General features: G+C 35.5%; 16 protein-coding genes and 1 pseudogene. 6 read left to right on the forward strand and 11 right to left on the reverse strand.

Annotation, left to right across the window (positions count from 1 at the left end):
* Positions 1–9 precede the first annotated feature (9 nt).
* From MTQ00_RS18690 to MTQ00_RS18705, 4 genes are all read right to left on the reverse strand, one after another.
* The gene (locus MTQ00_RS18690) at positions 10–1,569 is read right to left on the reverse strand and encodes a peptidoglycan DD-metalloendopeptidase family protein (protein ID WP_273650611.1); all 1,560 of its coding nucleotides are present in this window, start codon (positions 1,567–1,569) and stop codon (positions 10–12) included.
* Entirely contained in the window at positions 1,566–2,408 is an 843-nt protein-coding gene (locus MTQ00_RS18695; RefSeq protein WP_273650612.1) for a DUF4292 domain-containing protein, read from the reverse strand. The genes MTQ00_RS18690 and MTQ00_RS18695 overlap by 4 nt, the downstream gene beginning before the upstream one ends.
* A 108-nt stretch (positions 2,409–2,516) precedes the next feature.
* The gene (locus MTQ00_RS18700) at positions 2,517–3,533 is read right to left on the reverse strand and encodes a sugar phosphate nucleotidyltransferase (RefSeq protein WP_172284320.1); all 1,017 of its coding nucleotides are present in this window, start codon (positions 3,531–3,533) and stop codon (positions 2,517–2,519) included.
* Between the two features lie 141 nt (positions 3,534–3,674).
* Positions 3,675–5,096 (reverse strand): lipopolysaccharide biosynthesis protein, encoded by a 1,422-nt coding sequence (locus MTQ00_RS18705; RefSeq protein WP_273650613.1) that lies wholly within the window; start codon positions 5,094–5,096, stop codon positions 3,675–3,677.
* A gap of 114 nt (positions 5,097–5,210) precedes the next feature.
* Here MTQ00_RS18705 and MTQ00_RS18710 point away from each other — a divergent pair, with 114 nt between their 5' ends.
* On the forward strand, positions 5,211–6,548 hold the full coding sequence (locus MTQ00_RS18710) for a dihydroorotase (RefSeq protein ID WP_273650614.1): 1,338 nt from the start codon (positions 5,211–5,213) through the stop codon (positions 6,546–6,548).
* A 108-nt stretch (positions 6,549–6,656) separates the two neighbouring features.
* Here MTQ00_RS18710 and MTQ00_RS18715 read toward each other — a convergent pair whose 3' ends face one another.
* The gene (locus tag MTQ00_RS18715) at positions 6,657–8,954 is read right to left on the reverse strand and encodes a GH92 family glycosyl hydrolase (RefSeq protein ID WP_273650615.1); all 2,298 of its coding nucleotides are present in this window, start codon (positions 8,952–8,954) and stop codon (positions 6,657–6,659) included.
* Positions 8,955–9,083: 129 nt separating this feature from the next.
* On the opposite strand from MTQ00_RS18715, the gene MTQ00_RS18720 reads away from it, so the two are divergent.
* The 4 genes and pseudogenes from MTQ00_RS18720 to MTQ00_RS18735 all read left to right on the forward strand — a co-directional run bounded on the left by MTQ00_RS18720 (position 9,084) and on the right by MTQ00_RS18735 (position 15,273).
* Positions 9,084–9,965: an SDR family oxidoreductase gene (locus MTQ00_RS18720; protein ID WP_172284316.1), complete on the forward strand. Its 882-nt coding sequence runs from the start codon at positions 9,084–9,086 to the stop codon at positions 9,963–9,965.
* Between the two features lie 86 nt (positions 9,966–10,051).
* Positions 10,052–12,244 carry a M1 family metallopeptidase gene (locus MTQ00_RS18725; protein WP_273650616.1) on the forward strand — a complete coding sequence of 731 codons (2,193 nt, stop codon included), beginning with the start codon at positions 10,052–10,054 and terminating at the stop codon, positions 12,242–12,244.
* 235 nt (positions 12,245–12,479) lie between these two features.
* Positions 12,480–13,184: pseudogene (locus MTQ00_RS18730) on the forward strand (endonuclease/exonuclease/phosphatase family protein); the annotation flags it as partial.
* 223 nt (positions 13,185–13,407) lie between these two features.
* On the forward strand, positions 13,408–15,273 hold the full coding sequence (locus tag MTQ00_RS18735; RefSeq protein WP_273650617.1) for a M1 family metallopeptidase: 1,866 nt from the start codon (positions 13,408–13,410) through the stop codon (positions 15,271–15,273).
* Between the two features lie 37 nt (positions 15,274–15,310).
* Here the strand turns inward: MTQ00_RS18735 and MTQ00_RS18740 are convergent, their stop codons facing one another.
* The 5 genes from MTQ00_RS18740 to MTQ00_RS18760 all read right to left on the reverse strand — a co-directional run bounded on the left by MTQ00_RS18740 (position 15,311) and on the right by MTQ00_RS18760 (position 20,801).
* Positions 15,311–16,693 carry a phosphatase PAP2 family protein gene (locus MTQ00_RS18740; protein WP_273650618.1) on the reverse strand — a complete coding sequence of 461 codons (1,383 nt, stop codon included), beginning with the start codon at positions 16,691–16,693 and terminating at the stop codon, positions 15,311–15,313.
* 96 nt (positions 16,694–16,789) lie between these two features.
* Positions 16,790–17,785, reverse strand: a complete 996-nt coding sequence (locus MTQ00_RS18745) for a zinc metalloprotease (protein WP_172284312.1) — start codon at positions 17,783–17,785, stop codon at positions 16,790–16,792.
* A gap of 414 nt (positions 17,786–18,199) precedes the next feature.
* A complete protein-coding gene (locus MTQ00_RS18750; protein WP_172284311.1) occupies positions 18,200–18,838 on the reverse strand; it encodes a response regulator transcription factor in 639 nt (212 codons plus the stop codon).
* Positions 18,835–19,620, reverse strand: coding sequence for a sensor histidine kinase (locus MTQ00_RS18755; protein WP_273650619.1), 786 nt, complete (start codon positions 19,618–19,620; stop codon positions 18,835–18,837). Before MTQ00_RS18755 ends, MTQ00_RS18750 begins: the two co-directional genes overlap by 4 nt.
* A 749-nt stretch (positions 19,621–20,369) precedes the next feature.
* The gene (locus tag MTQ00_RS18760) at positions 20,370–20,801 is read right to left on the reverse strand and encodes a hypothetical protein (protein ID WP_273650620.1); all 432 of its coding nucleotides are present in this window, start codon (positions 20,799–20,801) and stop codon (positions 20,370–20,372) included.
* A gap of 257 nt (positions 20,802–21,058) precedes the next feature.
* Here MTQ00_RS18760 and MTQ00_RS18765 point away from each other — a divergent pair, with 257 nt between their 5' ends.
* Positions 21,059–21,940, forward strand: coding sequence for a hypothetical protein (locus MTQ00_RS18765; protein WP_273650621.1), 882 nt, complete (start codon positions 21,059–21,061; stop codon positions 21,938–21,940).
* Between the two features lie 203 nt (positions 21,941–22,143).
* On the opposite strand, the gene clpB is transcribed toward MTQ00_RS18765, so the two are convergent.
* Positions 22,144–24,738, reverse strand: a complete 2,595-nt coding sequence (gene clpB, locus MTQ00_RS18770; RefSeq protein WP_273650622.1) for an ATP-dependent chaperone ClpB — start codon at positions 24,736–24,738, stop codon at positions 22,144–22,146.
* Between the last annotated feature and the right edge of the window lie 129 nt (positions 24,739–24,867).

Raw genomic sequence — 24,867 nt, forward strand, 5'->3', positions numbered from 1 at the left:
AGTCTTTTTTTAATAAGAAACCCACCCTAATGGATCAACAGGTGTAGTTCCGTTCCATACTTGGAAATCAAGGGTATAAGACCCATCAAAGTCTTGTCCTACAGTACCTACAATGGTGCCTGCGGAAACCTGCTGGCCTTTAGAAACATTGACACTTCCCAGATTTGAATAAATGGTAAAATAATTTCCGTGTTTCAGCATTACCGTTTTGGTTCCGTCACTGTTAGCCAGAACTGAAGATACAGATCCCGGGAACACTGATTTTGCCCGTGTACCCGATGGTACGGAGATTTTAATTCCGTTATTCTCTTCTGTGATATTTTTAAAAACAGGGTGTGGTTGTCTTCCGAAACGGTGGGTGATCTGGCCTTTGTCAACAGGGAAGCCTAGCTTTCCTCTGTTTTCAGCAAAATTATTGCCTGCCGCAGTAGAAACTCCAAAATTCGTCATCGCTTTGGTTTCTGCTGCTTTTTTCTCGTCGTCTTTTCTCTTTTCTAATGCGGCCTCAGCTGCTTTTGCGGCTGCCAGTTTGCTGGCTGCTTCTTTTGCCCTTGCATTGGCTTCCGAAGAAGCTTTTGCTGCGGCTATTTTCCGTGCTTCATCCCTTGCATTAGCTTCAGCTCTAGCTGCTTCTTCTGTACGTTTTCTTTCCTCTTCAGCTCTTTTTGCGGCTAGCTCCTCGGCTCTTTTAGCTTCAGCTTCAGCTAATTTTCTTTCTCTTTCAAGTGCTTCTGCTCTTGCTCTGTTTTCAGCTTCTATTCTTGCTTTTTCTCTTTCCGCTGCAATTTTAGCTAAACGGATTTTCTCAGCTTCAGCCTTTCTTCTGGCTTCTTCTTCCGCTTTCGCTATTCTGATTTCTTCTGCAATGATGCTTCTGATCTGCCCTTCAAGAGCTTTGGATTGGACTTGTTTTTGTTTTAATTCAGCAGTTAATTTCGATTCATTTTTCTTAAAATCCTCAACAAGCTGCTCTTTCTGAGCTCTTTCCACATTAATAGTAGCCAGATCTTTTTGTTGATCTATCAAAAGTTGTTGCTTATCTGCAACCGATTTTTGTCTTTGGGCAATTGTTTTTTTGATCTGATTTGCAGCGTCTGTAATTTCAGCTGCTTTTTTATCCTGATAGTCTGAATATTCTTTAAGATATTGAACTCTACGAATAGCTTCTCCAAGGTTTTTAGCAGAAAGAATAAAGGTTACTTTGTTTTGTACTCCCTTGTTTTTATAAGCATTTACTAAAACTTCTGCGTAATTTTTTCTAAGTACCGCCAATTCTTTATTTTGACGGTTGATCTCCAGTTGACGAAGATAAATATCATCTTCTATAAATCTTTTTTCCTTTTGAGTGTTGTTGTAAACTTTTTCTCTTAGGGTTAATTTTTTGTTGATATTACTAAGATAAGCTATGGAGAGTTTAGATTCGTTTCTTGTTTTAGCGAGATCTGAATTTATTTGTGTGATTTGTTTTTTAAGTTCAGCATTTTGCTTCTGCAATTGTTCTTTATTTTGTTGCCCATTGTGCAATCCGAACAATAAAATACCTATTAAAAAGCTAAATTTTTTAATCATTTAATTTCAATTTTCTTATAATTGGCTGGGACTGAATAGGCCACTTCCATCTTCGAAAAATCAAATTTCGTATTTTCTAATAAAATCTGGCTTGTTTTTGAACCTTTTATAATTATTTTAACATTTTTTGGTAGACGAATTTCATTATATTCAGCCCAATTGCTATAAGAAATTTCTAATTGGTCCGGAGATAAAACATCCTTTAACTGAACGTTCAGCAGATCATAATTATCATCATATTGTAATGAGATTTTATACTCTCTCGTTTTTTCATCAGTAACAATTTTTTGATTCACAGAAGAAACCAATTGATAACCCTGGGCATTTTTTGTAAGGATGAACTGAGAATCGTTAACTTTTATGAAAGTTCGTCCAAGAAGTATTTTTTCCAGGGATTGATAATCGATGAAATTTACATTTAAGAGATGGTTCAGATATTCAAAGTCAGAATCGATATAGGATTTACTTGTCCGGTCAAATCCCTTTACTCCTTCCGGAGTAGCTATTCCTCTGGCAGCATTAATAAATAGTACAGATAAATTCATCCATACTTTTTTATTTTTCTCAATATAGATCGTTGCATCCAGGGTAGGGACGAAATTTCCCGTTTCTACGTTAACTTTGCTGTTAATTTTAATCTGTTCGAATTGAGGAGGGATTATTACATGCTCGAAAAATGTAAGTTTATCCCTTACCGGTTCTCCTGCATCTTTTGGATTGTTGTTATTCTCCACAACTGTGCTGTCCTTAATTCCACCGTTGCCACTTTTGGAAACGTTCCGTGTTTTACAGGATGACAAGATAAGAAGTAATAAAACTAATGGGATCCAATTTTTCATGTATTTGTCTTTTCGATTAAAAATAATACTTTGCAATATTAACGCCAAACCACACAAAACATTTTGTGTGGTTTGAATATATCTTATTTATTGCTGCTTTTCTTATAACTATTTAGATAGAAAATCTAAAACAGAATAATCACCCAAAGAAATTTCTCTGGCAACTCCAAAATACTGTGCTGAATTACCAATCATAGAATTAGACAGGTTTCCATGGTTGATTCTTGTGTTTTCCTGGATCAATGAATTTTCAATATTAGAATTTACAATAATAGTATTGTTACCCAATGAAACCCCGGGACCTACCTTAGAATTCGAAATTTTTACATTTTCACCGATAAAGCAAGGCTGGATAATCAGCGAGTTTTCGATAACGGCCGAAGATGGATATTGAGACATCTCTTCTCTTTCGTAAGCAAGAATTTTGCTATTGGTTTCTACCGTAGCATTTTTGTTTCCACAATCCATCCAGTCATTTACTTTTCCTAAAGTAAATTTGGCACCTTTAGCTCTTAAGTTTTCCAATGCAGTTGTTAACTGATATTCTCCTCCATTTTTTATATCATTATCCATGATATAATTGATTTCATCCATTAACTTCTCAGCACTGTTAAAGTAATAAATACCTATAATGGCAAGGTCGGATACAAAAGTTGTTGGTTTCTCAACAAAATCTGTAATAAAACCATAATTGTCTAATTTCACAACACCAAATGCAGAAGGATCTTCTACACTTTTCACCCAGATAACACCATCTGAATTCTTATCAAGCTGGAAGTCCGCACGGAAAAGAGTATCAGCAAACGCGATAACTACATTGCCCTGCATAGAATCTTCCGCACATTTAATGGCATGAGCCGTTCCCAAAGGGTCATTTTGATAATATATGCTTCCTTTTGCACCTAGTTTTTCTGCAATATGGATCAGGGATTTTTCAATTTCAGGGCCAAAATCTCCGATAATAAAGGCTACTTCTTCAATTTCTTCACCGGCAACTTTAGCAATGTCTTCTACAAGCCTTTGTACAATTGGTTTTCCGGCAATGGGAATCAAAGGTTTTGGAACGGTTAGGGTATGTGGACGTAATCTGGAACCACGTCCAGCCATTGGAACGATAATTTTCATAAGTTATATTAGGGTATTTTTAGTTGTTTTTAATCTGATGGCTTTTGTTCATAAATAAAGCCATAGTATTGAAACGGTGTATTATATTAAATATTTGTTTAATTTTTTCAAATTCATTAGCATCAAAATAGAGACCAAAGTTTAGTTTTTTCTCATTCTTGCTAATAACATATTTTTCTCAGTATATAATAGAATTCCTGTGTAGAACAAAAACAATAGGTTTCCGATCCAGAAGTTATAGTCGGATACATTCGCTATGATATAACTGAAAACTCCCAAAAGTAATATGAAAAACGCGATTTTTTTCATTCGGTAGGGGATAGGATAGTATTTTTGGCCCAGGAAATAAGATAGTACCATCATAGTAAAATAAGCAGCTAACGTTACCCATGCCGAAACCATAAAGCCATATTTTGGTAAAAGCACAAGATTCAAAACAATCGTAAGAATAGCTCCGGTCCACGAAATATATGTACCTACCCGGGTTCTGTCTGTTACTTTATACCAGGTTGAAAGGTTATAATATATTCCGAAAAACAAGTTGGCAATTACAATAATAGGAATAATGTTGATGGCGATCCAATAAGAACTATTGGGAACCAAAAGAAGCTTTATCCATGATACATTCGCAATAATTCCCAATGCAACGATGGAGGCAAAAAAAGAAAAATATTCAGTTACTTTCGCATAGGTTAGTTTTGCATTTTCATTTTGCATTTGTTTGAAGAAAAATGGTTCGATTCCCATTCTGTATGCCGTTACAAACAGCGTCATGAGTACCGCCATCTTGTAGCATCCCCCATAGGCTCCTGCTGAGCTATCATCAATAATGAATTTTTGAATAAATTTATCAAAATTTTCATTCACCATAAATGCAAGACCAGCAATCATTATCGGCCAGGAATATTTGATCATCTGAAGGAAAAGACCTTTTGAAAATTGAAATTTAAGCTTCAGAATAATGGGAAAAACCAGAAGAAATCCCAAAAAGCTTGCGACTAAATTACTATAAAACGGATAAGTTACTTTTTCCCGTAGCCCAAATTTGGAGCTGATCGTTTCAGGAATGTATAAAAATAAAGCAATTACAAAAATACTTTGAAATACTGCCTGAATTACCCTTACAGCAGCATATTTTATTGGTTTGTTATGGAACCTGAGCCATGCCAGAGGAATGACAAGAAGATTGTCAAAAAAAGCAATCCATGCAAACCATCGTATAAATTCAGGAGTCTTTGAATAGCCAAAAACATCGGCGATAGGCTGGTTGAAAAGCAATACTACGATAAGGAAGACAAGAGATAAAGAGGCTAAAAACCAAAAAGAGGTATTAAAGACTTTTTGCTCGTCATTCTTGTTGGAGGAAAATCTGAAGTAAGCCGTTTCGAAGCCGAAAGAAAGAACAATATTAACAAAAGAAATTAATGCATACAGATTGGTGAAGATGGCAAAATCATTAACATTAATATGCTTAATGAATAAATAATTCAGCAATACTACAATCACTCTCGGCATAATTGCCCCTATTCCATAGATAATAGTTTCGTTAAGAAGTTTTTTCAAAATGCGAAATTTCTTGCAAATGTAAATATTTAGAAATTGATTTTTTATCAGGGATATTAAAATTCATTCATAAACCTTAATTTTGTAAGGAATATAAAGTCTAAAGAAAAGTAAATGAGGACCCTTATCAAAAATGCTACTATCGTAAATGAAGGAAAAATCTTTGAAAGCGATATTTTAATTGAAGACGATTTAATTTCTAAAATACAACCCCATATTTCTGATGAAGCAGATCAGATTATTGACGGCTCCGGAAAATATCTTTTACCAGGAGTGATTGATGATCAGGTGCATTTTCGTGAACCGGGGTTAACTCATAAAGGAGATATTGAAAGTGAATCGAGAGCAGCAATTGCAGGTGGGATTACCAGTTTTATTGATCAGCCGAATACTGTACCTAACGCTGTAACGCAGGAATTGTTGGCGGATAAATATGAAATAGGATCCCAAAAAGCATACGCTAATTACGGATTTATGATGGGAGGGACTAATGATAATCTTGAAGAGGTGCTTAAAACCAATCCGAGAAATGTTCCGGGAATCAAGTTATTCTTAGGTTCTTCTACAGGAAATATGCTGGTTGACAATCCTGAAACCCTTGAAAATATTTTCAGCAATACAAAAATGCTGATTGCTGTTCACTGTGAAGATGAAGCAACGATAAGAGCAAATACCCAGAAATACATGGAACAATATGGAGAAGATATTCCTGTTAAGTTTCATCATCTCATCAGAAGTGAAGAAGCTTGTTATAAATCTTCCTCCAAGGCCATCGAATTAGCAGAAAAAACAGGAGCGAGACTCCATGTTTTCCATCTGTCAACAGCTATAGAGACAGCCTTGTTCAGAAATGACATTCCTTTAAAAGATAAAAAGATCACCGCGGAAGTTTGTGTACACCATTTAACATTTACCAACGATGATTATGAAACAAGAGGAGGTCTAATTAAATGGAATCCGGCAGTAAAGACTCAGAAGGACAAAGACGGACTTTGGGAAGCTCTTTTAGATGGTAGAATTGATGTAATTGCTACCGATCATGCTCCTCATACCTGGGAAGAAAAACAAAATGTTTATACAAAATGTCCATCCGGAGCACCGTTGGTTCAGCATTCATTAAATGTGATGCTCGAAAATTTCAGAAATGGGAAAATTTCTCTGGAAAAGATCGTTGAAAAGATGTCCCATAATCCCGCAATTCTTTTCAGAATAGAGAAAAGAGGTTTTATAAGAGAAGGATATAAAGCAGATTTGGTTTTGGTGGATTTAAATGAAAACTGGACAGTAAATAAAGAAAACATTCTTTATAAATGTGGTTGGAGTCCTTTAGAAGGTATGAATTTTCATTCTAAAATTACCCAGACATTTGTCAATGGGAATCTTGTATTCGATAATGGAAAAATTGCTGACGAAAAATTTGGTGAGCGATTACTTTTTGAAGTTGAGGAGTAAGTTGGAAGATTGAAAACCCAGCTGTGTATATAATAAAGAAAAAGACTACTCACTGTAGTCTTTTTTATTTTTGTTTCGAAAAACGGATCTTGTAAATCTGCAGACTGATTATTTTTTTGCTTTGCCGCTCATATAAAAACTGAGTTTTCCACCTTTTATAATATCGGAATGCTTTAAAGTAAAGTTTTTAATTTCTTTACCATTTAAAAGAATCTTTTGAACATATACATTTTGTGGACTCTGATCAATTGCTTCAATTTCAAACGTTTTTCCATTTTCCAGATTAAGTACTGCGTAATCAACTGCCGGGCTTCCAATCGCGTAATCTTCTGAACCCGGAGCTACCGGATAAAATCCGAGTGAGCTTAAAATGTACCATGCACTCATCTGTCCTGTATCATCATTTCCGCCTAATCCATCAGGAGTAGCTTTATATTGCATTTCAAGAATATGGCGAATTTGTGATTGTGTTTTCCATGGCTGCCCAGCCCAGTTATACAGGTAAGCTACATGATGAGCGGGTTCATTACCATGGACATATCCTCCAATGATTCCTTCTCTCGTAATGTCTTCAGTATCGGCAAAAAATTCATCGGATAAATGCATCGTGAACAATTCATCAAGTTTGGATGCAAATTTTTTCTTTCCTCCCATGATGGTAATAAGTTCATTGGGGTTTTGTGGAACGAAAAAGCTATAATTCCACGAATTACCTTCAATAAATCCCTGTCCGTGAGTACTCAGAATATCGAAATCCTTTTTGAAACTTCCATCTGCTAAACGGGGCCGCATGAAACCAATACTTTTATCAAAATTATTTTTCCAGTTTTCAGAACGTGTAATAAATTGATTGTAAATTTCTGTTTCTCCTAAATGTTTTGCCAGTTGAGCAATTGCCCAGTCATCATAGGCGTATTCCAGAGTATTGGACACAGAAGTCCCGCTTTTTTCAGCAGGAATATATCCTAAATCAATATATTGCCCAATTCCTTCATAATCCCTTTTATTTGCTGTTGCAACACAGGCATAGAGCGCTTCTTTTGCATCACCGGTATAAACACCTTTGATGATAGCATCTGAAACAACACTCACACTGTGATAACCACTCATGCACCAGTTTTCATTGGCGTAATGAGACCAGATCGGGAGCATTTTCAAAGAGAACTGCTTATAATGGGCCATCATGGATCTTACAATGTCATTATTTCGTTTAGGCTGAATAATATTAAATAAGGGATGTAATGCTCGGTAGGTATCCCAGAGGGAAAATGTAGTATAATTGGTAAAACCATCTGCTTTATGAATATTCTGATCTAAACCTTTGTATTCTCCATTGCTATCCATATATATTGTTGGGTTAATAAAGGTATGGTACATTGCTGTATAGAAATTGGTCTTTTCAGTATCGGAACCTTTAATGATGATTTTATTCAGCTCTTTATTCCAGTTTTCCTGTGTTTGGGCTTTTACCTGATCAAAAGATAAATTTCCTGTTTCTTTCTCCAGGTTATCAAGAGCATTGTTTTGGCTCACCGGGGATAAAGCAAGTATTACCTCAATGGCTTCATTTTCATTGGTGTCAAAATCAAAATTCATTTTCAGATTTTTTCCGGCTATTTCCGGGAAATTTTTAGCCTGGTCGAATTTTCTCCAGAACCCTCCATACACCTGCTTCCCATCATAATTTTTCTGGCCATATGATTTGAATGGTTTTGAAAACTGTATCGCAAAGTATACTGTTCTGGTTCTTGCCCAACCATTGGTCTGTCTGTATCCGGTAATGGTATGATCATTTTCTACCCGAACATATGTCCAGACATTCTTTCCTTCGTAATTATAAATTCCGGCCATCAGATCCAGAATAATGTGAGCCTGATCAGACTTTGGAAAAGTATATCGCTGAACTCCCACTCTTGTAGTAGCTGTAAGCTCTGCCAAAATATTAGAGTCATCCAGTTTCACTTTATAGTAACCGGCTTCTGCTTTTTCATTCTGATGAGAGAACCTGCTTCTGTAACCACTTTCCGGATGAGAAGCGGTGCCCGGATTAAACTGAAGTTTTCCAACAGTAGGCATCATTAGAAAATCTCCTAAATCAGAATGCCCGGTTCCACTAAAGTGTGTAGAGCTGAAACCAACGATGGTTTTGTCTTCATAGCGGTAGCCAGCACAGTATTTATAGACTTCTCCATTATATTTTCCATTAAGTTCATATGAAATCGTATCTGTTTCAGGGCTGAGCTGCACGGAACCAAAAGGAACAGTGGCTCCGGGATAGGTGTGTCCCATTTTTTCAGTACCTATAAGAGGATTTACATATTGAGCTAGTTTTTCAAATTTTTGAGCGTTATAATTAAGGCTAAAAAACAGGAAGAATAAAAGAAATGGAGTTCCTGATATTTTCATGGATGCATAAATTTTAGAGTGGTAAAATTAAATAAAAAACAAAGAACAATTATTTATAACATTTATTTATAAACTTATTCTGAGCTTTATCCGTTGAATATTTATTATTTTTAGGAAAAATTAAATCGTATGAATCTGTATACACAACCAATGTTGCGTGAAGACGCATTAAAAGATAAAGTAGCTATTGTAACGGGAGGAGGAAGCGGCTTGGGAAAAGCAATGACCAGATATTTTCTTCAATTGGGCGCTAAAGTGGTGATTACTTCAAGGAATATCGAAAAATTACAAGGAACGGCTAAAGAACTGGAAGAGGAAACAGGAGGAAAAGTGCTATGTGTGGCTTGTGATGTGAGAAACTGGGATGAAGTGGAAGCTATGAAGGAAGCCGCATTAAAGGAGTTCGGAAGGATTGATATTTTGCTGAATAATGCTGCCGGGAACTTTATTTCACCTACAGAAAGATTAACACATTCTGCATTTGATTCTATTTTAGATATTGTTTTAAAGGGAACAAAAAACTGCACACTTTCCGTGGGAAAACATTGGATAAATTCCAAAACTCCCGGAACTGTTTTAAATATTGTAACGACTTATTCGTGGACAGGTTCTGCTTATGTCGTTCCTTCCGCATGTGCTAAAGCAGGAGTTTTGGCAATGACTCGGTCTTTAGCGGTAGAATGGGCAAAATATGGAATACGTTTTAATGCAATCGCTCCGGGACCTTTCCCGACAAAAGGAGCATGGGATCGATTATTGCCGGGAGATCTCCAGGAGAAATTCGATATGAGAAAAAAAGTTCCGTTGAGAAGAGTCGGAGAGCATCAGGAGCTGGCTAATTTAGCAGCTTACCTCGTTTCGGATTATTCTGCTTATATGAACGGAGAGGTTGTTACTATAGATGGTGGTGAATGGTTGCAAGGAGCAGGAGAGTTTAATATGTTGGAAGATATTCCTCAGGAAATGTGGGATGCTTTAGAGGCAATGATCAAGTCTAAAAAATCAAATTAATTTAAAATAAGTTAAAAAATCCCGGATTTGTAACAATTCCGGGATTTTTTTTACCTATCCATTAAGTAAGTTTATAAATTTTTAAAATGAAGTGTAAAGTATCAACCTTTGTTTCTGCGATAGCGGTTTTTCTGTTTTCAGGACCTGCTTTTGCTCAGGAAACACCTAAATATGATTATGTAGAGGCATTTAAGCCGTTTTTCTATCCACAAACAGGCACGGAAACCCGTTCTGCAAGTGGACAGCCGGGACATGCTTATTGGCAAAATTCTGTAGACTATAATCTTAACGTGAGTTTAAATGACACTAAAAACGAGTTAACCGGTACTGCTGATATAAAATATACCAATAACAGCCCGGATCAGCTGAGTTTTCTTTGGCTTCAGCTCGATCAGAATTTGTTTCATCAGGATTCCCGTGGTAATGCGGTAGTTCCTATTTCAGGAAGTAGAAATGGAGCCCATGGAGAAAAGTTGGAGGGTGGTTACAAAATTAAATCGGTAAAACTTGATGGTAAAGATGTAAAATATACGATTACCGACACCAGAATGCAGATTGATTTACCAAAAGCTTTGAAGGCAAAAGGAGGAGTGGCGAAAATTAGTATTGATTATTCATTTATTTCTCCTGAATATGGTTCTGATAGGATGGGAGTACAGGAAACTAAAAATGGTAAAGTTTTTACGATTGCACAATGGTATCCGAGGATGTGTGTGTATGATGACGTTCTGGGATGGAATACATTGCCATATCTGGGAGCTTCGGAGTTTTATCTGGAATATGGAAATATCAATACCAGTATAACCGTTCCTGCTAATCATTATGTTGTTGCCTCAGGGGAACTTCTTAATGGGAAAGAAGTGTATAGCAAGGAGGAAAATAACCGTTGGGAACAGGCAAGAAATAGTGATAAAACAGTAATGATCCGCCCTGAATCGGAGATAGGTAAAAATCAATCTTCAGGAACGAAAACATGGAAGTTTAAAATAGAACAGGCCAGGGATTTTGCATGGGCATCATCTTCTGCATTTGTTTTAGATGCGGCAAGAATTAATCTGCCGAGTGGCAAGAAGTCTTTGGCAATATCAGCGTATCCGGCTGAAAGTGGAGGTGAAAAAGCCTGGGGAAGATCTACCGAATACACGAAAGCTGCGATAGAACATTATTCTCAGAAATGGTATGAATATACCTATCCTGCAGCTACAAACGTTGCGGGTAATGAAGGTGGAATGGAGTATCCGGGTATTGTGTTTTGTCATATGGATTCCAAGGGAGATGATCTTTGGGGAGTTACGGATCATGAATTCGGACACAACTGGTTTCCGATGATTGTGGGATCTAATGAAAGGTTATTTGCCTGGATGGATGAAGGTTTTAATACATTCATTAATCAGCTTTCTACTGAAGCCTTCAATAAAGGGGAGTATTACAAAAAGCAAAATATTGCACAAACAGGAAGTTATTTGATGAGCGATAATTTTGAACCGATTATGGTAGGACCGGATAATATGAAAGAACACAGTATCGGAGTTCTTGCTTATTTCAAACCGGGTATGGGCTTAGGCATTTTGAGAGAGTCAATCCTTGGACCTGAAAAATTTGATAAAGCATTTAAAACATATATAGATCGTTGGGCTTTCAAACATCCTACTCCCTGGGACTTTTTCCATACCATGGAGAACGTTTCGGGTGAAGAGCTTAATTGGTTTTGGCGAGGATGGTTCTTTAATAAATGGAAAATTGATCAATCCGTTAAAAGTGTAAAATATATAAGTGGTGACTTTAAAAATGGAGCTCAGATTACGGTAGAAAACCTGGGGCAATTACCTATGCCAACTACAGTTCAGGTAAGATTTAAAGACGGGACAACACAAATTGTAAAGCTTCCGGTTGAGGTTTGGAAACGTAATAAAGAATGGACTTTTCAAATTGAATCTGCTAAGGAAATCGAAGAGGTAAAGGTGGATCCTAATTCTCAGATTCCCGATATCAATCCGAAAAACAATTCTGCTTCTGTAACAGATACCAAGAAAATTGATAAAATTGATCCTAAAGATTTTACAGGGACATTTGGAAGCAAAGAGATTCCATTAAAGCTGACATTTAAAGTAAAAAACGGACAACTTTTCGGCCAGGCCGGTGGAGATGCACAATTTCCTCTTGAATACAACGGAGATAATAAGTTTCTTTTCGGGCAGTCTGTTTTTACATTTGCTAAAGACAAGAAAACAATGACGATTACTCAGGGTGAAAAGGAAATTAAATTAACGAAGGAATAATAATTCTGTTTTAAAAAGAATACAGAAAATTAACAATATAATCATGGTTTTAAGGCTTCTCTCTGGTAGAGAAGCCTTATTTTTGTTTAATTATTATTTAAAATAGATGATTATGAGTTTTAGATTTTCAATTGTGTTTGTCTTGTTTTTTGTTATAGGGTTTTCACAAAACCTTAAAGTTATGAGTTTCAATATCAGATTATAGGTAGAATCTGATAAGGAAAATGCATGGACAGAACGAAAGCAAGATGTACAGGATTTATTAATGTATTATCATCCGGATTATTTTGGGGTTCAGGAAGCATTGCCAGAACAGATGAAAGACCTTAAAAAAGGATTGCAAAATTATAATTATGTCGGTGTGGGCAGGGACGATGGAAAAGAAGAAGGTGAATTTTCAGCTATTTTTTATGATAATGAAAGGTTACAGGTTGTGAAATCCGGTACATTCTGGCTTTCGGAAACACCGGATAAGCCTTCCAGAGGCTGGGATGCGGCATGCAACAGGGTATGTACATATGCAGTTTTTAAAGATAGAAAATCTAAAAAAGAATTCTTAGCAATGAATCTTCATTTTGATCATGTTGGAAATGTTGCAAGAGTGAAATCTGCGGAGTTGATTCTTAAAAAAATAAAAGAATTGAATCCTGGAAATCTGCCTTTAACTTTAAGTGGAGACTTCAATTTAACAGACAACAGTGAGCCTATAAAGATTATTTCCCAAAATCTGAAGGATAGTTTTTATAACTCTGAAACCCAACACTATGGTCCAAAAGGGACATTCACCGGATTTAATGTCAATGAAATTCCTAAAGACCGAATTGATTATATTTTTGTAAAGGGAATGAAAATAAAATCTCACAGGCATATTAATGACAGAAGAGAAAACCTGCTGTATCCTTCGGATCATTTTCCGGTTATTGCAGAGCTTTCATTATAAATCTAATCTTCTTTATTCGGAAAAATAATTTCAAATCCAATTCCTCTCAGGGATTGGATTAGCTTTTGTCTTAATAGGGCTAGAACAACAAAAAAACTGATAAACAAGGGTGGATGTAAAAAACATACGTTAAAATTTGCTAATATCAGTATCTGTGCGGTGATTAATTATATTTCTCTGTTACATTTTACCTAATTTTGAGACTTATTTTTAAAAAATAGATATGAAGAGATTGCTTTTTGGATGTTTAATGGTTGCTTCAGCACACTATTTTTCAGGACAAGAACTATACATACCAAGAAATGTAAAAAAAGCATATGAAAATGGGACGCGTGATATTTCCGGGGCTCCGGGTAAAAATTACTGGCAGAATAAAGGGATATACAATGTAGAAGTAAAAGTAGATGATAATACAAAAATCGTTTCCGGAAAAGAAACGATTACTTATAGTAACAATAGCCCCGGCGATTTACACTCTTTAGCCATAAGGTTTGTCAATAACCTTCATAAGCCACAAGCTCCGAGATCAGGCTTTGTATCCAAAGACTTTCTATCTTCAGGATTGCATATCAAATCTTTTATTGTAAATGGGGAAAAATATAACATAAACAGTGATGATTGGGGAACTGTTGCAAGTGTAAAGCTGCAAACCGCTATTAAATCGAAATCAAAATCAGAAATTAAAATAGAGTGGGAATATCCATTGTCTGTAAAAAGTGAAAGAGAAGGACAGATTGATCCTGAAACATTTTATGTTGCTTATTCTTTCCCAAGAATTTCAGTGTATGATGATTATAATGGCTGGGATATGCTGCCACATTCGGACAGGCAAGAATTCTACAATGATTTTAATGATTATAATTTTGCAATCATTGCACCCAAAAATTATGTGGTTTGGGCAACGGGAGAATTTCTCAATCCCGAAGCTGTTTTACAGCCTAATTATTTAAAAAGATACAAGACATCTCTGAGGAGCGATCAGGTTGTTCATATTGCAAGCCAGGAGGAAATGAAATCAGGAAAGGTAACTAAGCAGAATAAGTGGAATACCTGGAAATTCAAAGCCGCTAATATCACGGATTTTTGTTTCGCCTTGAGTAATCATTATGTATGGGATGGGGCAAGTGTTCAGCTCAAAACAAAACGAGCAAGTGTGCAGTCTGCATACAAAGCAGGTGCTAAAGATTTTGAACATTATGTAGACTGGATGCGTTATAACCTTGATTGGTATTCTAAAAACTGGCCGGGCGTGGAGTATCCATATCCTGTAATGACTGCTGTTCAGGGATATGCTGATATGGAATATCCAATGATGATTAATGATAACAGTATTCCGGATAATTTTGAAGATGCGAGATTAACGGCAGATCATGAAATTGCTCATACCTATTTCCCTTTTTATATGGGGATCAATGAAACACGATATGCTTTTATGGATGAGGGTTGGGCAACAACCCTCGAATATCTGATTGGAATTGATGAGAATGGTGAAGCTAAAGCAAAGGATTTTTATAAAAATTTCAGGGTAAAGAAATGGATCAATGATCCTTCTGCCGAACAGGATCAGCCCATTATTACCATGAGTACACAGGTAAGTGGAGCAGGATATGGGAATAATTCTTATGTAAAGGCATCTCTGTCTTATCTGGCTTTAAAAGATTATCTTGGGGATGATCTGTTTAAAAAAGCATTACACCATTATATGAACAATTGGAATGGAAAACATCCGATTCCATGGGATTATTTTAATTCTATGAATACAGGATCAGGGAAAGATTTGAACTGGTTCTGGAATAATTGGTTCTATACAAACAATTATATCGATCTCAAAATTACAAAAGGAACTCAGGAGAACGGATTGCTTACAATAAATATTGATAATGTCGGAGGTTTTGCAATTCCTTTTGATGCTGTAATAACTTATGACGACGGAGGAATTGAAAGTCTTCATTTTACACCTTCATTATGGGAGAAAAATCAAAAACAGGCAGTTCTTACGATTCCTGTAAAAAATAAAGTAAAATCGATCAAACTTGATGGGGATATTTTTATGGATTATACTCCTGAAAATAATTCTAAAAATTTATAATCAAAAAGCCTTCAGTATTCTGAAGGCTTTTTGATTATTAGAAATAAGCTGTTAATCTTAATCCAATCGTTATATATCTAACTTTTTCTTTAGCAAAAGAAGTGTTGAATACTTCGTTCATTTCTTCGTCGTCTTTCACCAGGTCGCTAAAGTGGTAATTCATCGTGGACTTAATCTGGTTGTATTCGGCGTAGGCGGTAATCCCGAGTTCAGGATTGAATTTATAAGTAATAGCACTTCCTAAATTAAGCCTGAAAGCCTTTGAAGGTTTATAAGTTGCCAGCTCCAATTGATTGTCTGGAGTGCCAATATGCTCACTTTTAACAAAAATTTTTCCGCTTGCAGGTATTGAATAGCCACCTGTAGCTTTTAACATGACTTCCCAGTTTTTTGCAAATTCATGAGAAAAATATGGACCCAAACCAAAATTGAGAAATCCTAATGACTGAGTCGTGATATCAAAGTTTTCATAGTGTTCCTCATCATCCAAAGTAAGTCTTTGAGGTTTGATCGGGAAACTACTAAAGCTAAGATCTCCTCCAATTCCCCATTTTTTTGAAAAAAAATAAGATCCTTCTAATCCTGCATCAAAACCAACCTGCTTTCTGTTATCGAGCTCAGATTCTTTCAAGAAGTTCGTGGTAGCGAGTGCTGATCCCACTTTTATAGACAGAAAAGAAGGATATCCGTTACTTTCTATCCTGGAAAGCAGGCTTAGATTATCTCCTTTATTCTTGTAAAATTTATCAATGAAAAAATATCCTAATTCAGTAGAAATAATCCCTACTCCTGCACCTGCAAGAATATCAGGCATCCAATGTCTGTTATTCAGGTTTCTTCCAAGTCCTGTCAATGTAGCTGCGCCATATCCTCCAATGCTGTAAGCTGGATTTACAAGTCCATACTCCTTATGTAGAAAGCTGGCATTAGCAAAAGCCATTGCAGCGTGCCCGGATGGAAAAGAGTTTTTGGCTGATGCATCCGGACGTTCAACTTTAGATGTGTACTTTACAGAATTGACGATGATTCCCATAATAGCTAAACTTGTGGCATAAGATAAAGTAGCTCTCCCAATATTATTACGTCCTTTAATTCCCGCTAACTTCAAACCGTACACCGTAGCAGCAGGAGCATATTGAAGGTAATCGTCAAAACTAGCCTTAAAATCCGGCAGATATCGATTTCTTATGTCACGGATGTTTTTACGCTCACCCCAGGTAGCTGCTGAAGCGGTAAATAATAATGTTGGGGCAATTGATTTTTGGACCCATTCTTTTTTTAAGAAAGGTACCTTCTCTGAAAGTGCGGGAGGTTCTGAAATAGAATGAGAGAGATTGTTTTCTTGCTGAAGAGTATCCTGTGCCTTGTATAGGCATAAGGTAAGCAGCATAAAAAATGCTAATACTAATTTATTCATCATTGTGTGTTTTTTATTTTAAATTTTAAAATTTGCCAAAAATATAAAAAAAAACCTTTCTCAAAACTGAGAAAGGCTTTTTTAACATATTAAGAAAACTTATAATACTCTTAAACCTGCTCTAGGACCAGAAGAACTTACAACTGCCTGCATTCTTGTTTTTTGCCCTGCAGAGAACATAAACATTGCAGCATCATCTACATAGTCCATATAGTTCATGAACATAATAGATCTTGATACCCCACTACAAGTATTGTATACAGGATATGTAGGTTTGTTATAATTAGCTCCTGTTTGTGTAGGTGTATCCGCTACCTGATCGTTTCCGCAATTTGCATCACCCCAGATATGTCTAAGATTTAAATAGTGTCCTACTTCATGAGTAGCCGTTCTTCCCAAATTGAAAGGAGAAGATGCTCCTGTTTTTCCAAAATAAGGAGCTGCAATCACCACCCCATCATTCCATAATCCTGCTGATTCAGGGAAGGTCGCATATCCAAGAACTTGTCCCATGCTGCCTACTACCCAGATGTTGAAATAGTTGGTAGGATTGGTGGCGTCAATACCTCCGGAAGAAGCTTTTTTCATGGCATCATTAGTGCTCCAGCTTGTTTTAGTTGTAGATTTTCTTACGGTATTTGCTAGTCTGAATCTCACTTTTACATCTCCTGATTTTACAGATTGAAATTCTGTTGGTATTTTATTTACATCACTGTTCGTACCTCCGTAGTCAGCATTAAGAACAGCAATTTGCTCTGCTATTCTGGCATCAGAAACATTTTGTGCAGAAGTATTGTACAATACATTTACTACCACAGGAATTTCAACAGTACCATCTGCAAGAACTTTCCCCATTTTAATTGCGTTTGCAAATCTTTCAGTATTCGCTTCAATAGCTGCATACTTTTGTCTGAGTTCAGGATTGTTCTGAAGTGTTTGCTTTCTGATTTCTTCTGAAGGACAAGATCTTCTGTTGGCTAAATCTGAAGCAGTTGCAGATTTGTTTGCAGTCTCTTCACCTTGATTTGAAACATTGTCGCTGTTACAAGCGGACATGAATCCTAATGCCAGGATTCCAAATAATAGTTTTTTCATAGTTTCTATAAATTTATTTGTGGAAAAACGAAATTATATTATTTTGGGTGAGTTTGCAAAATCTCATTTTTATGAATTGCTATTATTTTATGGGTTTTTATAACTTTTAATTCAGTAATTTATTTCCTTTTATGGTGATTTTATACTTTACTGGCGGTGTTTTCGTGTTTTTTACTCATTTTCATAATTTCCATATCTGAATCTTTATTTTGTTTATAATTATGTAAGTAAAATTGATATTCATTGCATAATTAATAAAACGTATTATGGGAAGGTATGATTTACTGCTCTTCGAATGTTTTGTCCTTCTTTTGCCAGTATTTACAGTGTAAAAAGTCCCTTTCTGAATTTCAAAAAGGGACTTTTTATAATTTAAATTGGAAAAGGTTTTTAATCGGTAAGCAATCCGAGAAACTAGTCGAATCCATTTTTCATGGCGAAAACAGCGAGTCCCACACGGGTTTTCAAATCTAATTTTTCACAAAGCTGGTCTCTGTAACTTTCCACAGTTCTTGGACTGCAGCACATTTTATCAGCTATTTCTTTATAACTTAGTTCAGTAACTGTATATTTCAGGAATTCTTTTTCACGCTCAGAAATCCGCACTGTATCTTTAGATTCAGTTTCATTGTTCAGATTAGAAAATATAATGCGTGACGCCCATTCCGGATAAAAGAATCCTTCCGTATTTAATTTCACAAGAGCTGTTTCCAGTTCTTTAGGGTGGGTGTTTTTTAATAAATACCCTTTTGCCCCGTTTTTTATCATTTTGATGACGCTTTTGTCATCCCCTTGCATGCTCAAGGCCATTACTTTAATATCAGGGTGGTTTTCTTTGAGCCATAACACGGTTTCGAAACCATCCATAATTGGCATGCTGATGTCGAGTAAGATAATATCAGGAATTTTATTGTTATTTTCGAATTTCTGAATAAGATCTTTTCCGTTTTCACAGACATAAATAACTTCAAAATCTTTAAAGTTGTCAATAATACCTTCCAATGCCTTCGCAATAAGGATGTGGTCGTCAACGATAACAATTGTTTTTTTCATGGCTGTCTTTTTAGTGTAATATTAACGGTTGTTCCTTTGTTCTTTAAACTTTCCAGAGTGAAGTCTGCTCCTATGATTTCCGCTCTGTTTTTCATATTGGTTAATCCAATGCCATTAGATCTTATGTTAGTCCTGTCAAATCCGATACCGTCATCCTGGATATTCAGTTCCCAAAGTGCTTCATTCGAAGTATTGAGGTTAATGAAAATATTTTTGCAGTGGGCATGCTTTATACTGTTCTGAATAAATTCCTGGGTGATTCTCAAAAGTACATTCTTATGTACGAATCCCAGATCCAGTTGTTTAAAATTATGTTTAAAGCTTACATTACATTTTTTAAAAGCATTGGTGTTGTCGACTTCTTCCTGAATTAAGGTTACGATTTCCTTTTGATTGATATTATCATCAGTTAAAGTTTTCGAAAGACTTCTAAGGTCCTGAAGGGATTGGTTGATGATCTGTGATACCTGTTCTATTCTTTCATTGACTTCAGGAACTTTATTTTCGTATAAAAGTTGCTGAGTGTACAAGCTTACTAATGTGAGTTTCTGTCCTATGTTGTCATGAAGTTCACGGCCAATCTGTTGCATAGTAGCCTGTTGGATCTCCAGCTGAGTGGCCAAGAGCTCCTTCTGATGGATTTCATTTTTTATTTCAATTTCATTTAAATACTCTTTTTTTCGCTGTCTGTATTTTCTAATGTATACCATTAGCGCAGCTACGAATAATACAAAGAATACGTTAAATAAAATAATGGTTATTAAAAGTTCCGTTTTCCCCATATGAATGAAGCTGAAAATAATAAATACATGATAATATCTGAAATCTGTGAGTAATTGCAATAAATACTCCAGATTTCCCGGTTGTCATAATATAGAAGTGTATAAAATGTAAAAAATGGAAGTGTTCCAATATAAAATAATGTTACTCCCAGATTTATATAAAACATTTTATTGTTACTGAAATTGATTATATCTTCAGAATTCACCTGTTTATAGTACTCCATGATAACTAAAATCATTAAAAGTAAACACCCAAAAGTATAATTAAATGAATAAATTATTTTACTTTCCTTAAAATACAGTTCACTGGGAATAAATGAAATCAGATAAAATAATGAAAGGATCCCGAATAGTTTTCTATTGTTGAATGATTTTGCAGCATATAACCAATAGAAAAACAAAAATTCCATGGGGATTACAAAATAATTATAATATTTGATTTTTGAAAATAAGGAAAAATTTCCATACCTGCCAAAAGACTCAAATATAAAAATTGCTATCAAATATATTGAAAAGTACTTCCAGTATTGATTTTTTAATGACTTTAGAAAAAAAATCGAAACTAAAGCGGATAAACCTTCTGTACAATATAATGAATAGTCCAGTACACTTCGCAATGAATCCATTTTTTACTTAATAGTTTTGAACAATTGGAGAATCAGGAGGAATTAAGCTTCCGTGGTTTTGTGCTAGTCCGCCTTCTTCTTCAATAGGATCTGTTGTATTTCGAGATTTTAATGCCATAGCGATTACCTGACCATTGGAATTGGATGGATTGAAATCGTAATGTAAAATCTTTCCGTTTTTGTCTTCTTTTTTAGAGTGGGAACCATTATTAAAGTATGTCGTTCAGCGTACTCTTTTGGAACAGTATGACTTTCCATAATTGTCCAATTGTCAATCTTAGGATAAGCAGCATAATAAAATCTAATACCCAAATCACTTTCACTGGTTGCGGGATTCACTTTCTTAGCTTCTGTTTCAAGATCGTTAATGAATTTTTTCAATTTAGGCAAGTCAAACCAGATAGAATCTGCATCAGTCATTTCAAGAGTAGAATTAATTGCTTTCAGTTGATTATTACGGTAATTATTAATCAGCTCCTGAATAAAGACATTACTCATAGTGTTTGGAAGACTTAGTGTCTCCACATCACCTTCGAGAATAGGTTTTGTTTCCATAATGTTAGTTTTTTAAACACAGTGTTAGTTAGTAATGCAAATCTCGGAAAAATTTTAGGTTAAATGACAGGGATTTCTCCTATTTGTTATCCGTGATTTTACGGGAAGATGGATTTTCTTTATAAAATGGTAATTTTTTGGTGAAAAAATTGATGTTTCGAATCTTAATTAGATTTTATTTTTATGTTAAAATAAATGCTTATTATATTATAATTATTAATAATTGAATATATTTACTTGTAGAAAAAAAAATAATTTTGAAAACAAAACTTTTTAGCATTGCCATATTGGGACTTTTATCGGTTGGAATGTTATTTCAATCATGCAACAGTGATAATGAAAGTGAAGCATCAAGCGATAAAGTAATTTCTCAAAATTACAAGGACCGATTAATTGATAGTAAAACAGCTCAGGCGCTGGCAGATACTTATCTCACTAATAACTACGCTGTATTATTAGGGGGACGAACAGCTAGGGGATTGTCAGCCGAAGATGCAAGACAGGTAATTTATCCAATAGAAATTTTGGAAGCGTTTATTGCAAATGTAGAAGAGAAAGCAGGGCAAGATGCATTAATTGGGGTTAATATCGGACAATACCCTTCTTCCGAAAAAGTGGACGCTCATCAGAGAGAAGATTATAAAGGATATCAGACTATGTATCTAATGTCTTACAAAACTCCTGCAGATACTGTTTCTGCGGCTAATTGTGTAGAGGCAATGAATCATGGTAGTATTATTCCTCCTGATGCGACAGCAGATAAAAATGATATCTTAGATAAGAATATTAATAATTATCTCATTGCTAATGAAACAGCTTCACTTTTAGACAAAACCTATGCATTAAACAATGAAAAGACGTTGGATGCAAAAGGGATTGAAGTTAAAAAGCAATATTTTTATAGTATTGGTTTATTGAAGGGATATCTTCAATATGTAAAAGAACAGGCTGTGATTAATGGTATTACTGACGTGAATATTGCAATTAATATGGGACAGAATAGCTTCAGTTCGGGCGCTGTGAATAAAGGGAAGCAAAAGGCAGGAAGCCAATGTATCTTTTTTACAGCATTTCCTAAGGGAAATGATGCAAATAGTAAAAATTTGAATATTCTAAATAATCTCCCGGCTCTTAAATAACTTTGATGTCCGGATAAAAATAAAAAAGCGGTAGAAATAATAATTTCTACCGTTTTTTTTACACTTGAATCTTTTTTGATATCGTTATGTGTTACTTTCATAGCGTTGTCCAGATGTTATGTCAATGTGAATTAACAAAAATAAGTGCTGTAGATTTTGTCTACAGCACTTACTACAAAAATAATATATATGAAAAAAACTATTTATTTTTCCGCCGGTCTGAAAACCAGACCTGTTTCATCGAAATAATCCAAAGTGATTCGGTCTCCGTCATTTACATTTCCGGCCAGAATCTCGCGGGATAGTTTATTTAAAACTTCCTGCTGGATAACTCTCTTTAAAGGTCTTGCACCAAAAGCAGGATCATATCCTTTATTCATTAAATAATCTACGGCATCCTGAGTTGCTGTCATGATAATATTTCGTTTTGCTAACATATCATTAAAGCCTCGCAACTGATACTGAACAATTTTTCCAATTTCCTTTTTTCTTAAAGGCTGGAATAATACAATCTCATCAATTCTGTTTAAGAACTCCGGACGAAGAGTTTGCTTTAATAAGTCAAAAACTTCTTCTTTTGTTTTCTCTACGATTTCATCCTGATTGGCTTCAGTAATGTTTTCAAAATTTTCCTGAATCAAATGTGAGCCCAGGTTAGAAGTCATAATGATAATTGAGTTTTTAAAGTTGACAACTCTGCCTTTGTTGTCTGTCAAACGACCATCATCCAAAACCTGCAATAAGGTATTGAAAACATCAGGGTGGGCTTTTTCAATCTCATCCAAAAGAACAACTGAATAAGGTCGTCTTCTCACTGCTTCTGTAAGTTGTCCTCCTTCATCATATCCTACATATCCGGGAGGCGCTCCTACTAATCTGGAAACAGAATGACGTTCCTGATATTCACTCATATCTATTCGGGTCATATTGTTCTCATCGTCGAATAAAAATTCAGCCAGCGCTTTTGCTAACTCTGTTTTACCGACACCTGTTGTACCGAGGAAAAGAAAGGATCCTATTGGTTTTTTCTCATCACTCAATCCTGCACGGTTTCTTCTGATCGCATCAGAAACAGCCTGAATGGCTTCTTCTTGTCCTACAACCCTGTGATGAAGTTCTGTTTCAAGGTGCAGCAATTTCTCCCTTTCCGATTGTAAAAGTTTTGTTACAGGAATTCCTGTCCACTTAGCAATTACTTCGGAGATATTTTCTGCAGTTACCTCTTCTTTTATTAATTCGTTCTGATGATTTTGCATTTCAAGTTCCAGCTTCTGCAAGTCATCTTCTTTTTCTTTGATTTTTCCATATTGGATTTCTGCTACTTTGGCATAATCTCCAGCTCTGGAAGCTCTTTCCGCTTCTAGTTTTAAAGATTCAATATCTTTTTTAATCTGTGTAAGATCTTCACTTTTTTGTTTTTCTTTCAACCATTTTGCATTAATCTCATTTCGTTGTTCGGAAATTTTTGAAATATCTTCTTTTAAATGGTCAATTTTGGTCTGATTGCCTTCTCTTGAAATAGCAGCCAGCTCAATTTCCATCTGCATAAGCTTTCTATCCAAGACATCAAGCTCTTCGGGTTTGGAGTTGATTTCCATTCTCAACTTGGCAGAAGCCTCATCAATAAGGTCAATTGCTTTATCCGGTAAGAATCGGTCTGAGATGTATCTTTGAGACATTTCAACTGCTGCAATAATAGCCTCATCTTTGATTCTTACTTTATGATGCGCTTCGTATTTATCTTTAATTCCACGTAAAATAGAGATCGCAGATTCTGTATCCGGCTCTTCCACCATTACTTTCTGAAAACGTCTTTCAAGGGCTTTGTCCTTTTCAAAATATTTTTGATATTCATTCAAGGTAGTGGCACCTATTGCTCTTAATTCTCCTCTTGCCAAGGCGGGTTTTAAAATATTTGCTGCGTCCATAGCGCCTTCACCACCACCAGCTCCTACTAATGTGTGGATTTCATCAATGAAAAGAATAATTTGTCCGTCAGACTTTATTACCTCATTAACGACAGACTTCAAACGCTCTTCAAATTCTCCCTTATATTTTGCTCCGGCGATTAATGCTCCCATATCTAATGAATATAAAGTTTTATCCATCAGATTTTCAGGAACGTCTCCGTTAATAATTCTATGTGCAATCCCTTCTGCAATTGCAGTTTTACCTACACCTGGTTCTCCAATTAGGATCGGATTGTTTTTTGTTCTTCTGGAAAGAATCTGTAATACACGACGGATTTCTTCATCACGTCCGATTACCGGATCCAGTTTTCCTTCTGCTGCTAATTCATTAAAATTTTTAGCATATTTATTGAGAGATTGGTAAGTTTCTTCTGAACTTGCAGAATTTGCTTTGCTCCCTTTTCTTAATTCCTTAATAGCGCCTTCCAGTAAGCTTTTGGTAACCCCCATATCTTTAAGCATTTTAGAAACTTCAGATGAAGTATCCAAAAGTGACAGCCATAAGTGTTCGATTGTTACATACTCATCACCCATTTTCTTTGCAATGTTCGGCGCATCCAATAGGACTTTATTTGCTGATTGTGAGAGATAAATATTACCTCCCTGAACTTTAGGAAGTCTTTCTAAACTTTCACGGTTTCTCTCTCTTACCAAAGATGCATCGGCTTCCGATTTTTTCAGTAAAAAAGGTGAAATATTTTCATCTACCTGAAAGATTCCTTCCAGTAAATGTTGAGGTTCTATGCTTTGATTACCCAATTCCATAGCAACTTGCTGGGCTGCCTGAATGGCTTCTTGTGATTTTACAGTATATTGATTTAAATTCATATTTTATATTTTTGGGTTGACTTAAAGTGTATAGATTTTAGACATCAGATTTCAGACCATTCAGACTTTGAATTAAATTTAATTTCTTAAATCCGTATCTAAAGTCTGATGTCCTTGATCTAATTTAAT

The organism is Chryseobacterium sp. B21-037 (assembly GCF_028570785.1).
GTDB classification, from domain to species: Bacteria; Bacteroidota; Bacteroidia; order Flavobacteriales; family Weeksellaceae; genus Chryseobacterium; species Chryseobacterium proteolyticum.